The sequence below is a fragment of the Haloarcula sp. MBLA0163 genome (assembly GCF_055632435.1).
In genome coordinates this window covers 1206403-1219409 of the sequence record NZ_CM145745.1, presented here as the reverse complement: position 1 = coordinate 1219409, position 13007 = coordinate 1206403, and the positions used below count along the sequence as shown (strand labels likewise).

Below are 13007 nucleotides of genomic sequence, written 5' to 3'. Positions count from 1 at the left end.
GGGTAGCTTTTCGACATGCGACCCGTAGCAGACTCGCCGCTCGTTCGCAACGACAAGACGCTCGTCCTGGCCCACGACCACGGCCTCGAACACGGGCCGAAGCAGTTCGCCGGCGTCGAGGAGCGCCTCGACCCGCGCGAGGTGTTCGAGATGGCGACCCACGACGCCGTCACGGCGCTCGCCGTCGGCAAGGGCCTCGCCGAGACGTACTACCCCAGCTACGAGGACGACGTGAACCTCCTCGCGAAGCTCAACGGCGGCTCGGACCTCTGGATGGGCGACCCCTACTCCGCCCACAACTGGTCGGTCGACTACGCCGCCGACCTCGGCGCCGACGCCGTCGGCTACACCATCTACCCCGGCGTGAACAAGGAGCCCGAGATGTTCGAGGACTTCCGGCCGGTGCAGGAGGCCGCCCGCGACCACGACCTCCCCATCGCGATGTGGTCGTACCCGCGCGGGCAGGCCGTCAAGGAACACCGGAGTCGGGACATCATCGCCTACGCCGCCCGCATCGGGCTGGAACTCGGCGCCGACTTCACGAAGGTGAAGTACCCCCGGAGCAAGGAGGCGATGTCCCACGCCGTCGACGCCGCCGCCGACAACCGCGTCCTGCTCTCCGGCGGGTCGAAGACCTCCGACCGGGACTTCCTCGAACTCGTCGCGGACTGCATGGACGTCGGCGTCTCGGGCCTGGCCGTCGGCCGCAACGTCTGGCAGCGCGACGACCCCTACGACATCCTCGACAAGCTCGACGAGGTCGTCTTCGAGGGCGCCAGCGCCGACGACGTCCTGTAGGCCATGGACGAGGCTACACGCCGGGCCGTCGCCGACGCCCGCGAGCAGTTCCCGGACGCCGAGGCGCTCCCCGAGGCCGTCGACCGTGGCCGGGTCGTGTTCGGCTTCGACGGCTACCTCGACCGGGTCCGTGAGGTCGTCGCCGACCGCGTCGACCCGGACACCTACGAGCGCCTGCCGACGATAGCCGCCTTCGGCGAGCGGGTCGACGACTCCGTGGCGGCCGACAGCTCGCTCACGTTCGAGTGGCTCGAGAACGGTCGCCGGACCGGCGGCCACACCTGCCACCTCGCCCGCGCGTTCGGGACGTGGGCGTTCGACCCCACGCTCGTCGGCATGTACGGCGACCCCGTCCACGAGGCGTTCGAGGCGGAGTTCGGCGAGTACGACCTCAACTCGATGGGCGCCCCCGGCGTCACCGACGCCGTCGAGTTCGACGACGGGAAGCTGATGCTGAGCGAGATCGGCGACACGATGCGGCTGGACTGGGCCGGCGTCGACGAGCGCTTCGGTCACGACCGACTGGTCCAGCGCCTCGACGGGGCCGACCTGCTGGGGATGGGCTACTGGTCCGAGGCCCCGGCCCTCCCCGACATCCTCGGCGGCCTCCGTGACGTCTGGGACGATATCGAGTCCCCGCCCGGCCACGTCCTCGTGGACCCCGGTGACGTCCGGAAGCTCGACGCCGACCGCCTGCGCGCGGGCCGGGAGGCCATCGGCCGCCTCGACGAGGTGACCGACGTGGTCGTCTCTTCGAACCGTGCCGAAACGGGCGTGCTGGCCGACGCCTTCGCTGGCGAGGCCGACCGCTCGTTCGAAGCGGCCGCCGAGGCCGTCCACGAGGCACTCGACCCGACGTGGTTCGTCGGCCACGGCGTCGACCGCTCGGTCGTCGTCTCCCCGTCGGGGACCGACAGCGCCTCGGTGCCGGCGGTGGACGACCCCGAACTGACGACGAGTTCCGGCGACCACTTCAACGCCGGCCTCGGCCTCGGCCTCGTGACCGGCCTCTCGCCGGCGGCGGCCGTCGTCGTCGGCAACGCCGTCGCCGGACACTTCGTCCGCACGGCCGACCAGCCCTCGCTCGGCGAGGTCCGGGCGTTCGTCGACACCTACGACGAGAAGTTCTGACTCAGCCGTCCAGTTCCCGGACGGTCACCCGCTCTCGCAGCGCCTCGACGTCGTCCAGCGACGGCACCGCAGTCCCGGCCTGTTCGACGAGACGCGACGAGACGGCGACGCCGTGCCGGAGCGCCGTAGCGTCGTCGGCACCCGCCTCCCACGCCGCGAGGACGCCGGAGAGGAGGGCGTCGCCCGCGCCGACCGTGCCGACCACGTCGACGTCCAGCGCCTCTGCGTGGAGGAGTTCCGACCCGGTTGCGAACACCGCGCCGTCGCCGCCCATCGACGCGAGCACTTGGTCGAAGCCGCGGTCGCGGAACGCGTCGGCCGCGCGGGCACACCCCTCGACGGTCGAGACGTCGGCGCCCGTCGCCTCGCCGAGTTCCTCGCGGTTGGGCTTGCACAGCGCGTACTGCTCGTCGAGTTCGCGGAGCGCGCTGCCCTCCATGTCGACGACGGTGTCCCACTCGCCCGCGGCGGCGACGGCGTCGACGTCGGCCAGCGACACGCCCGGCGTGAGACTGCCGCTGACCACGACCCGTTCGGGGTCGTTCGCCCGAATCCGGTCGATTGTGGCGTCGACGGCGGCGGCGTCCACCTCGGGGCCGTCGTGGTTGAGTTTGTACTCCGCGTCCGTGGCGATGGCGGCGGTGTTCAGCCGGGTCGTCCCCTCGACCTCGACGAAGGCCGTCTCGACGCCGTCGGCCGCGAGTTCGTCCCGGATGAACTCGCCGGTGAACCCGCCGAGCACGCCGGTCGCGACGCAGGGCGTCGCCAGCGCCGTGAGGTACTGGGCGACGTTGATGCCCTTCCCGGCCGCGTCGAACCGCGCGTCGGTGGCCCGCATGACGCGGTCCGGTGTCATCGGTTCGTCGAACTGGATCGTCTGGTCGACCGCTGGGTTGAACGTGACTGTGACTATCATGGACTCACTCCTTCGACGACGACGTCGGCCTCCGCGAACGCGTCCGCGAGGGCGCTCGGCAGGTCACCGTCCGTGACCACCATGTCCACGTCGTCGAGGTCCGCGAACGAGACGAAACTCCGCTCCCCGAACTTCGAGCTGTCCGCGACGAGCACCACGCGGCCGGCCCGCTCGACCATCTGGCGCTTGACCTCGGCCTCGTCCTCGTTGGGCGTCGAGAGCCCCGCCTCGGCGTCGAGCGCGTTCGTCCCGAGGAAGAGCAGGTCGAAGTTCGTCCGCTCCAGGAACGACTCCGCGGTCGGCCCGACGAGCGCCTTCGTCCGGGCCCGGAGGGCCCCGCCGGTGGACTTGACCTCTATCTCCCGGTTAGAGAGCTCCATGGCGAGTTCGGGCATGTTGGTCGCGGCGACGTAGCCGCTGTCGGGCGCGGCGCGCGCGACCTCCATGGTGGTCGTCCCCGCGTCGAAGAAGACGACCTGCCCGTCGCGTATCTCGTCGCTGGCCCGGGCGGCGATGGCCTGTTTGGCGTCGAGTCGCTCCACCTCTCGCTGGTCGTACGAGCGCTCGGTGCCGACCGACGACGCCGGGACGGCGCCACCGTGGGACCGCTCGATGCGGCCCTCGGCCTCGAGGTCGCGGAGGTCACGTCGGATGGTGGCCTTCGAGAACTCCAGTTCGTCGGCGAGGACCGCGACCGAACAGCCGTCTCGTTCTGTCACTAGCTGGACGATGGTCCGCTTGCGTTCGGCCGGGAGCATGCTGTTCCCCGTGATTGTTTCGCTTCGGTTTTACCACTTTCTATCGACTGGTGCGCGTTTGTGCGCGAAAAGGGCGGGGCGGCCGTTACAGTTCGTCGAGGACGGCCGCCGTGACCGCCTCGGTCGACGCGTCGCCGCCGAGGTCCGGGGTCCGGGGTCCGGTTTCGAGGACGCGCTCGACCGCGCCGCGCACGCGGTCGCCCTCCTCGTCGTAGCCGAGGTGGTCCAGCAGCATCGCCGCGGAGAGAATCATCGCCGAGGGGTTGGCGATGCCCTCGCCAGCGATGTCGGGGGCGGAGCCGTGGACGGGTTCGAACAGCGCGTTCTCCTCGCCGACGTTGGCCGAGGGGAGCAGGCCCAGACCGCCGACGAGACCGGCCGCGAGGTCCGACAGCATGTCGCCCGCGAGGTTCGGGCAGATGACCACGTCGTACGCCTCGGGCGTCATCACGAGGTGCATCGCCAGCGCGTCCATCAGCGCCGTGTCGTAGTCTGCGCCGCGCTCCTCGGCGACGGCCTCGGCGGTCTCTAAGAACAGACCGTCCGTCTCGCGCATGACGTTGGCCTTGTGCGCGATGGTCACGTCGTCGTAGCCGTTCTGCTTCGCGTAGTCGAAGCCGAACTCGGCGATGTCGCGTGAGGCCTCCTCGGTGACGACGCGGGTCAGCGTCCGGACGCCGTCGACGATCTCGTCCTCGATGCCCGCGTAGACGCCCTCGGTGTTCTCGCGGACGAACACGATGTCGGTGTCCGGCTGGACCGCGTCCAGACCGGGGTACGAACGCGCCGGGCGGACGTTGGCGAAGGACCCGACGACCTCGCGCAGGGGGAGGATGACGTCGGCGGCCGTCTCGCCGGCCGCACCGAACAGCGTCGCGTCGGCGTCTGCGGCGATGTCCCGCGTCGCCTGCGGGAGCGCCTCGCCGGTCTCGGCCTTCACGGCGTCGCCGGCCTCGCCCTCGACGAAGTCGAAGTCGACCGTCTCCAGCGCCTCCAGTACCTCGACGGCGGCGGGCGTGACCTCCTGCCCGATGCCGTCGCCGGGGATGACCGCGATCTCGTGTGTCATGTGCGCCGAGAGGCGGCCACTCGGTGAAAGTGGTTCGGTTCGCGGGCGTCGGTCGGGCTCCCTGTCCGGAGCGACCTCCGGAATCCAGCGGTCGGATTCAGCCCTGACGGGCCAGCGTCACGCCGATGTCGTGTTCGACGAGCAGGAACACGCCGAGGGCCGCGAGGCCGAGCGCCGCCGGGTCGACGCCACCGAACCCGAGCGTCGCAAGCAGGCCGGTGAACTGCTGGCCCTCGAACACGAGCAGCAGCCACACCGTCGCGCCGACGCCCTCGACGAGACTGAAGCCGACCGTATCGAGGTTGAGCGTCTCGGACAGCGGTGCCTCGCCGCGGAGCACGTTGTCCTCAACGCTGTGCTGGGGGACGAGCAACACGGTCAGGACGACGCCGGCCACGAGGATGCCGTCGACGCCGCCGAGTCGGTCGGCGATACCCAGCCAGAGCCCCCAGAGCAGCGCCTCGGAGACGCTGACGCCCACGATGCGCGTCACCGGGAACGAGAGCGAGAGCCCGTTCACCGTGGCGTCGGTCAGCACGTGTTCGACCACGAGACCCAGCGTCAACACCCCGAGGCCGATCGCCGCCGGCCGGGAGATGACCGGCGCGCCCTCGACGAGCGCCAGCCAGAGCCCGAGCGTCAGCGTCTCGACGACGGTGAACCCCACCATGAGGAGCGTCCGAGCCGTGGCCTGGAGCCCCGTCAGCGATTGCATCTGCGTGGCGTCGAACGTGGCCATAGCGCCCGTGCGGTCCGTCGGGAGTTAGTTAGGCATCTGCTAAGACTCGGTGAGGCGCCGCGGCGACGCCGGCGGACCGACCGGCGAGCGAACCGTGACCCGCCGTCCCCGCTGGCGGTACAGCGAGCATCCGAGTTTGGGGCCGCGCGGTACGCCGGCGTTACCGTCGGTCGTCGAAAACGGTGACAACGTCGTCCGCTACGGGGGTAATCTCTGACTGTCCGGACCGCACGCTCGCGCCGAAGCGATGACCACCTCCGCGGTCAATCGTCCGCTTCGACGTCCGAGCGCGTCTGGTCGAGGTACGGCAGCTGCGCCGCCGTCTCCTCGATGGCGTTCCGGTTGGCCTTCATCAGGGCCGTCGTGTCCCAGATGCCCTCGACGAGCGCCTGTCGCTGGGCGTCGTCGACGGAGACGGAGATCTCGTTGCCGCCGTAGCGGACCGTCTCGGCCGCCACGTCGACCTCGATGTCCCCGTCGGGGTTGTCGTCGACCCACTGCTGGAGCGCGTTGATGCTCTCGTGGTCGGCGGTCACCGTCGGGATGCCCAGCGCGAGGCAGTTCCCGGCGAAGATCTCGGCGAAGCCCTCGCCGATGATGGCGTCGATACCCCAGCGCATCAGCGCCTGCGGGGCGTGCTCGCGGGAGGAGCCACAGCCGAAGTTGTTGTTGACCACCATGACGTTGGCGTCCTGGAACCGCTCCTCGTTCATCGGGTGGTCCTTCTGGTTGTCCTCGTCGTCGAACCGCAGGTCGAAGAAGGCGAACTCGCCCAGGCCGTCGAAGGTGACGACCTTCATGAACCGGGCCGGGATGATCTGGTCCGTGTCGATGTCGTTCCCGCGGATGGGGATGCCGGTCCCCTCGACGTAGTCGACCTCGGGAATCTCCTCGGTGGGGTCGCTCATTGGAGCGCCACCTCCTTCAGGTCGCGCACGTCAGACACCTCGCCGGTGATGGCCGCGGCGGCCACCATCCGGGGGTTCATCAGGACGGTGCGGCCGTCCTTCGAGCCCTGCCGGCCGACGAAGTTCCGGTTCGACGAGGAGGCACAGGCCTCGTCGCCCTCCAGCTGGTCCTCGTTCATGCCCAGACACATCGAACAGCCGGCGTTGCGCCACTCGAAGCCGGCTTCCTCGAAGACGTCTTTGAGCCCTTCCTCCTCGGCGGCGCGCTGGACGCGCTGGCTGCCGGGGACGACGAACGCGCGCACGTCGTCGTCCACCTGCCGGCCCTTGACGATGCGGGCCGCGCGGCGCAGGTCGGGCAGGCGGGCGTTGGTACAGGAGCCGAGGAAGGCGACGTCGATGTCGTACCCCTCCATCGACTCGCCGGGTTCGACGCGCATGTGCTCCTGTGCCCGTCGGGCGGTGTCCTGCTTGTCGTCGGCGAGGTCCTCGGGGGCCGGAATCGGGTCCTCGATGCCGATGCCCTGTCCGGGCGTGGTCCCCCAGGTGACGACGGGGTCGAGTTCGCTCGCGTCGATCTCGACGACGTCGTCGTACTCGGCGTCCTCGTCGCTCCGGATGGACTCCCAGTAGGGCTTCAGCTCCTCGAACTTCTCGGGGTGCTCCTGGAAGTAGTCCGTCTCTTCCAGCCACTCGAAGGTGGTCTCGTCGGGGTTGACGTAGCCCGCGCGGGCGCCGCCCTCGATGGACATGTTGCAGATGGACATCCGTCCCTCCATGTCGAGGTCCTCGATGGCCTCGCCGGCGTACTCGTAGACGTAGCCGACGCCGCCCTCGGTCCCCAGACGACGGATGATCTCGAGGATGATGTCCTTGGCCTCGACGCCCTCGCCGAGTTCGCCGTTGACCTCGATCTTCCGGACCTTCTGTTTCTCCATGGCGATGGTCTGGGTGGCCAGCACGTCCCGGATCTGGCTGGTCCCGATACCGAACGCCAGCGCGCCGAACGCGCCGTGTGTGGAGGTGTGGCTGTCACCGCAGACGATGGTCTTGCCGGGCTGGGTGATGCCCTGCTCCGGCCCGATGACGTGGACGATACCCTGGTCACCGGTCGTCGGGTCCGAGAACTGGATGCCCGCGTCCCGGACGTTCTCTTCGAGCTCGGCCATCATCCGCTCGGCGGCGTCGTCGGCGTAGGGCCGGTCCTGGTTCGCCGTCGGGACGATGTGGTCGACCGTCGCGTGGGTCAGGTCGGGACGTGCGACCTCCAGACCGCGTTCCTGGAGCATCCCGAACGCCTGCGGGCTCGTGACCTCGTGGATGAGGTGGAGACCCACGAACAGCTGGTCCTGCCCGTTGGGCAGGGTCGTGACTTTGTGCCGGTCCCATACCTTGTCGTACAGCGTGCCTTCGCTCATACTGTCTCGTCCCGTCCCTCGGTGCCGCGCTCGTAGGCGCGGGAGACGCCCTCACCGGGCGCTTCGTGGTCGACGTCCTCCATCGTCTCCGCGTCGTCCTCGGCGTCGTCGCGCCCATCGCGCTCGCCACCGTCGGCGGCGACCGTCGGACCGCGCTTGAACGCGGCGCCGAAGGTGTCGTTCGTGTGTGGGTGCGTGTGGTCGACGTCGCCCATCGTGTCGTTGGTGCTGTCGTCAGTCATCTGCGGGTGCTTCCTGCTCCTCTGTCTGTTCGCCGGCGTCCTCGCCCCACGCGAACAGGTCGCGCAGGCCGGCGCCGACCTCCTCTATCTGGTGGTTCTGTTCCGCGTTGCGGTACTGCTTGTAGGCGGGCCGGTTGGCCTGGTTCTCGTTGATCCACTCGCGAGCGAACTCGCCGCTCTGGACCTCGTCGAGAATCTTCTCCATCCCCTCGCGGTCGATGACCTCCTCACCGCGGGTCAGACCGCCGTACTCGGCCGTGTCGGAGACGGAGTTCCACATCCCCATGTGGCCGCCCTCGTACATCAGGTCGACGATGAGTTTGAGCTCGTTCAGACACTCGAAGTAGGCCATCTCCGGGGCGTAACCCGCGTCGACCAGCGTCTCGAAGCCGGCCTTGACCATCTCGGTGACGCCGCCACAGAGGACCGCCTGCTCGCCGAACAGGTCGGTCTCGACCTCCTCCTGGAAGGTCGTCTCGATGACGCCGGCGCGCGTACAGCCCACGCCCTTCGCGTAGGCCAGCGCCTCCTCCTTGGCGTCGCCGGTCGCGTCCTGGTAGATGGCGATGAGACCGGGGGTCCCCTCGCCGCGCTCGTAGGTCCGCCGGACGAGGTGGCCCGGCGATTTGGGCGCGACCATCGTCACGTCGACGTCTTCCGGCGGCTCTATCTGGCCGTAGTGGATGTTGAACCCGTGGGCGAACTGGAGCGTGTCGCCGGCGTCGAGTTCGTCCTCGATGGCCTCGTAGACGGCCGGCTGGACGGTGTCCGGGACGAGCATCACGACGCGGTCGGCCTCGCTCGCGGCGTTGTCCGGCGTGGCCACCCGAAGGCCGGCCTCCTGGGCCGCCTCGCGGGAGGACGAGCCCTTCCGGAGGCCGACGACGACGTCGACGCCGGACTCGTGGAGGTTCAGCGCGTGGGCGTGGCCCTGTGAACCGTAGCCGAGTACGGCAACTGTCTCGTCGTCGAGTGTCGATACGTCTGCGTCGTCGTCGTAGTAGACGGTCGTCGTGAGTTCGTCAGTCATCTTTATCGAGTGTCTTGGGGCCTCGTTCCAGTGCGGCGGCCCCCGTCCGCACGATCTCCTGCACGTCGAACTGCCGGAACGCCTCGACGGCAGCGTCTATCTTCTGCTTGCTTCCCGTGATCTCGACGGTCACCGAGTCGGTGGAGGCGTCGACGGCCTGTCCGCCGTACATCTCCGCGACGGCGTTGACGTCGTCGGGTTTCTCCCCACCGACCTTGATGAGCGCGAGTTCGCGCCGGACCGCTTCCGGCTCAAGTTCCATCACCGAGATGACGGGCACGAGCTTCTGCAACTGCTTCTTGGCCTGCTCGATGCCCGGTTCCGGTTCCTCGATGAGGATGGTCATCCGGGCCGTATCCTCCTCACTCGTCGGCCCGACGGTGAGGCTTTCGATGTTGAACTGTCGGCGGCTGAACAGGCCCGAGACCTCCGAGAGCACGCCCGGGCGGTGTTTGACCAGCGCCGACAGCACCGCCTGTCGCGGTTCGTGGGTCACTTCGGCCTCGGGGTCGACGCGGATCCCTTGCGAGTTGCGTCGGCCCTCGGGGCGCATCCGTTCGTCGGGCGCGGGACCTGGCATTCCTCCGGTCATCGTTAGAGCATCTCCAGATGGGTCTCTTCCAGTGCGAACAGGCCGTTGTCGCCGCCGCTCGGGACCATCGGGAAGACGTTCTCCCCGGGGTCGATGTGGGCGTCGATGACGCTCGGCCCGTCGTAGTCGCGCGCGGCCTGGATGGTGTCCTCGACGTCCTCGGCCTCCTCGAGGCGGAACCCGCGGGCGCCGAACGCTTCGGCGAGCTTGTCGAACTGCGGAATCCACGGGTACTCCGAGGCCATGCGGCGGCCCTCGTAGAAGCCGTCCTGCCACTGGCGGACCATGCCGACGGCCTCGTTGTTGAGGATGACGTAGGTGATGTCGAGGTTCTCCCGGACCGCGACCGAGAGGCCCTGCACCGTCATCAGGAAGGAGCCGTCGCCGTCGAAGCAGACGACCTCCTGGTCAGGTGCGGCCAGTTTCGCGCCGATGGCCGCGGGGACGCCGTACCCCATCGTCCCGAGGCCGTGCGAGGAGACCCACGTCCGGGGTTCGGTGTACTCCCAGAACTGGGAGGCCCACATCTGGTGTTGGCCGACGCCGGTACAGACGATGGTGTCGTCCGGCGTCACGTCCGAGAACGTCTCGACGACGTACTGCGGTTTCAGCGGTTCGTCGTCGGGCATCTCGTAGGTCATCGGGTACTCCTCTTTCCAGTCCTGGCACTGCTCGCGCCACTCGTCGACGTCCGGCGCGCGCGGCATCGCGTCGAACAGCTGGCGTAGGACCGCGCGAGCGTCCCCGATGAGCGGGTAGTCGGCGTAGACGTTCTTCGATATCTCGGCGGGGTCGATGTCGACGTGGATGACCTCCGCGTCCGGCGCGAACGAGTCGACACCGCCGGTCAGGCGGTCGTCGAACCGCGTCCCGATGGCCAGCATGCAGTCGGTGTTCGTGATGGCCATGTTGGCGTAGCCGGTGCCGTGCATCCCGGCCCACTCCAGCGAGAGGTCGTGGTCCTCGGGGAAGCTCCCGATGCCGGGCATCGTCGTGATGACCGGTATCTCGTACTCCATGGCGAACTCCCGCAGGGCGTTGGAGGCGTCGGCCTTGATGACCCCGCCACCGGCCAGGATGACCGGTCGGTCGGCGTCGGCCAGCACGTCTGCGGCCTCCTGGACGTCCTCGTCGTCGGCCTCGTCCGGCACGTCGTAGGTGTCGGGCGTGCTCGGTGCGGCCGGTTCGACGTCGGTCTCGCCCTGCGTGACGTCCTTCGGCAGGTCGACGAGCGTCGGGCCCTGTCGACCGGCGTCGGCCAGCGCGAACGCCTCGCTGACGTCGCTGCCGACGGTGTCGGAGTGGCTCGCGAAGTAGCTCTCCTTGGTGATGGGCTGAGTGATGCCGACGGTGTCCGTCTCCTGGAACGCGTCGTTGCCGACGAAGTCCGTCGGGACCTGCCCCGTCAGCGCTATCATCGGGTCCGAGTCCATCGACGCGTCGGCGATGCCGGTCACGAGGTTGGTCGCGCCCGGGCCCGACGTGGCGAAGCAGACGCCGGGGTCACCGCTGACGATGCCGTAGGCGTCGGCGGCGTGGGAGGCCCCCTGTTCGTGGGCCATCGTCACGTGGGTGATGTCCGAGTCGTACAGGGCGTCGTAGACGGGCATGATGGCCCCGCCCTGGACGCCGAAGATGTACTCCGCGCCCGCGTTCTCGAGTGCGCGGACGACGGACTGGGCGCCCGTGGTGACCGGCGCCTGCTCCTCGGTCGGTTCGTCGTCTGTCTGTTCGTCCTCGGCGGGAACGGACGCACGTTCGCTCATGCTCTCGTCCCCCCGTGTGTCGGTCGCGTTCGTGTGTGTCCTGCGTGCATAGCTGGCGTCTCTGCTGTGTGGTGGAAAGTCGGTACGGCCGGCGACGAAAGTGAGGTGTGAGGGGCTATACAGCCCCTACAATACGCACGTCGCGAAGAAGGTCGGCGCCGCTGGCGACGGGTCGAACCCGGTGTCCAGCAGGCGCTGTCATCACGTCGAGAGTCTGTTTGCGACGGGTAATAAACGTTCTGTGAGAGGTGCTGGCGCACGTCCCGGTCGCGGACACGCGCCACTGCGCACCGCTGGTGGCTGTTCGTCGCGGCCGGAGGTCCGGTCATCGGCCTACGCGCGGACCTCCTCGGTCTCCTCGTCGACGCCGACCTCGGTGGCGAACCGCTCCAGTTCGCTCATCGTGACCTGCTGTTTCTCCGCGCCGTAGTCCTTGACGCGGCGGGTCACTTCCCGCACTTCGGCGTCGGTCGGCGCGTAGCCCGCGTCGACCAACCGCTCGCGTACCGAGTGTGCACCGGTGTGTTTCCCGAGCACGAGTTCGCGCTCGGCGCCGACCATCTCGGGGGTCATGACGCCGGGTTCGAACGTGTCGGAGTTCTCGATGACGCCGGCCGCGTGGATGCCGCTCTCGTGGGAGAAGGCGTTGCGTCCCACGATGGGCTTGTTCGCCGGCACCGGGATGTCGGACTTCTCCTCGACCAGCCGCGACAGCTCCGTGATACGGGTGGTGTCGACGCCGGTGTCGACGTCGTACAGCGACTCCAGCGTCATGACGACCTCTTCGTAGGCCGCGTTGCCGGCCCGTTCGCCGATGCCGTTGACCGACACCTGCGACTGACTCGCGCCCGCCTCGAACCCGGAGATGGCGTTCGCGGAGGCCAGTCCGAAGTCGTCGTGCGTGTGGACGTCGATGCGGGCGTCCGTGTGTCCGTCGACCTTCTCGATGAGGTCGTAGAACCGTCGCGGCGTGGCGACGCCGCACGTGTCCGGGATGTTTATCCAGTCCGCACCCGCCTCGGACGTCGCCTCGATGACCTCGAGGAGGAACTCCTCGTCGGTCCGGGTGGCGTCCATCGGCGAGAACATGCACTCGGCGCCGGCCTCGACGATGCGCTCGACGGACTCGACGGCCGAGTCCAGCGCCTCCTGCCGGGTCGCGTGCATGGAGTCCTGCAACTGTACGTCCGACGTCGAGACGAAGGTGTGGACCATGTCCACACCCGAGTCCAGAGCCGCCTCGATGTCTTTCTCGACCACGCGCGCCAGACCGCAGGTCGTCACGGTCGTGGACTCGGCGATGTCGCGCACTGCCTCGAACTCCGCGTCGGAGTTGACGGGGAACCCGGCCTCGATGACGTGGGTGCCCATCTCGTCGAGTACAGCGGCTATCTCGCGTTTGTCCTCGTAGTTGAACGACGTGCGGGGCGACTGCTCGCCGTCACGCAGCGTGGTGTCGAAAATCCGTGCGTCTGTTATCTCAGACGTGGAATCCAGTGTGCCCTGGAAGAACTCGATCCGCCGGAGATTCCGACGTGCCCTCGTTGTTGGACATAAGCACCTGTATCTGGACACTTCCAGTATTTATAGTTGTCCATCGGGTCCCTTCCGGGCGGCCGGTCGCCCCCGGCGGATGCCGC

13 protein-coding genes are annotated in these 13007 nt (G+C 68.7%); 2 read left to right on the top strand and 11 right to left on the bottom strand.

Annotated features, from left to right (window positions below):
• Positions 1-15 precede the first annotated feature (15 nt).
• Positions 16-798, top strand: coding sequence for a class I fructose-bisphosphate aldolase (locus ACV7GQ_RS06480; protein ID WP_470312704.1), 783 nt, complete (start codon positions 16-18; stop codon positions 796-798).
• Positions 799-801: 3 nt separating this feature from the next.
• A complete protein-coding gene (locus ACV7GQ_RS06475; RefSeq protein ID WP_470312703.1) occupies positions 802-1929 on the top strand; it encodes a hypothetical protein in 1128 nt (375 codons plus the stop codon).
• A 1-nt stretch (position 1930) separates the two neighbouring features.
• Here the strand turns inward: ACV7GQ_RS06475 and pfkB are convergent, their stop codons facing one another.
• The 11 genes from pfkB to ACV7GQ_RS06420 all read right to left on the bottom strand — a co-directional run bounded on the left by pfkB (position 1931) and on the right by ACV7GQ_RS06420 (position 12948).
• Entirely contained in the window at positions 1931-2845 is a 915-nt protein-coding gene (gene pfkB, locus ACV7GQ_RS06470) for a 1-phosphofructokinase (protein ID WP_470312702.1), read from the bottom strand.
• Complete coding sequence (gene glpR, locus ACV7GQ_RS06465) at positions 2842-3603, bottom strand: HTH-type transcriptional regulator GlpR (protein WP_470312701.1); 762 nt, start codon at positions 3601-3603, stop codon at positions 2842-2844. The genes pfkB and glpR overlap by 4 nt, the downstream gene beginning before the upstream one ends.
• Positions 3604-3688: 85 nt before the next feature.
• Entirely contained in the window at positions 3689-4672 is a 984-nt protein-coding gene (locus tag ACV7GQ_RS06460; RefSeq protein ID WP_470312700.1) for an isocitrate/isopropylmalate dehydrogenase family protein, read from the bottom strand.
• A 97-nt stretch (positions 4673-4769) separates the two neighbouring features.
• Positions 4770-5411 (bottom strand): hypothetical protein, encoded by a 642-nt coding sequence (locus ACV7GQ_RS06455; protein WP_470312699.1) that lies wholly within the window; start codon positions 5409-5411, stop codon positions 4770-4772.
• Positions 5412-5674: 263 nt separating this feature from the next.
• Positions 5675-6319: a 3-isopropylmalate dehydratase small subunit gene (leuD, locus tag ACV7GQ_RS06450; protein ID WP_220618504.1), complete on the bottom strand. Its 645-nt coding sequence runs from the start codon at positions 6317-6319 to the stop codon at positions 5675-5677.
• On the bottom strand, positions 6316-7737 hold the full coding sequence (gene leuC / locus ACV7GQ_RS06445; RefSeq protein WP_470312698.1) for a 3-isopropylmalate dehydratase large subunit: 1422 nt from the start codon (positions 7735-7737) through the stop codon (positions 6316-6318). The genes leuD and leuC overlap by 4 nt, the downstream gene beginning before the upstream one ends.
• Entirely contained in the window at positions 7734-7979 is a 246-nt protein-coding gene (locus tag ACV7GQ_RS06440; RefSeq protein ID WP_470312697.1) for a DUF7989 family protein, read from the bottom strand. Before ACV7GQ_RS06440 ends, leuC begins: the two co-directional genes overlap by 4 nt.
• Positions 7972-9009: a ketol-acid reductoisomerase gene (gene ilvC / locus ACV7GQ_RS06435; protein ID WP_470312696.1), complete on the bottom strand. Its 1038-nt coding sequence runs from the start codon at positions 9007-9009 to the stop codon at positions 7972-7974. The genes ACV7GQ_RS06440 and ilvC overlap by 8 nt, the downstream gene beginning before the upstream one ends.
• Positions 9002-9589, bottom strand: a complete 588-nt coding sequence (ilvN, locus tag ACV7GQ_RS06430; protein WP_220618508.1) for an acetolactate synthase small subunit — start codon at positions 9587-9589, stop codon at positions 9002-9004. Before ilvN ends, ilvC begins: the two co-directional genes overlap by 8 nt.
• Before the next feature lie 14 nt (positions 9590-9603).
• Positions 9604-11367 (bottom strand): biosynthetic-type acetolactate synthase large subunit, encoded by a 1764-nt coding sequence (ilvB, locus tag ACV7GQ_RS06425; protein WP_470312695.1) that lies wholly within the window; start codon positions 11365-11367, stop codon positions 9604-9606.
• A 333-nt stretch (positions 11368-11700) separates the two neighbouring features.
• Entirely contained in the window at positions 11701-12948 is a 1248-nt protein-coding gene (locus ACV7GQ_RS06420) for a LeuA family protein (RefSeq protein WP_470313143.1), read from the bottom strand.
• Positions 12949-13007 lie beyond the last annotated feature (59 nt).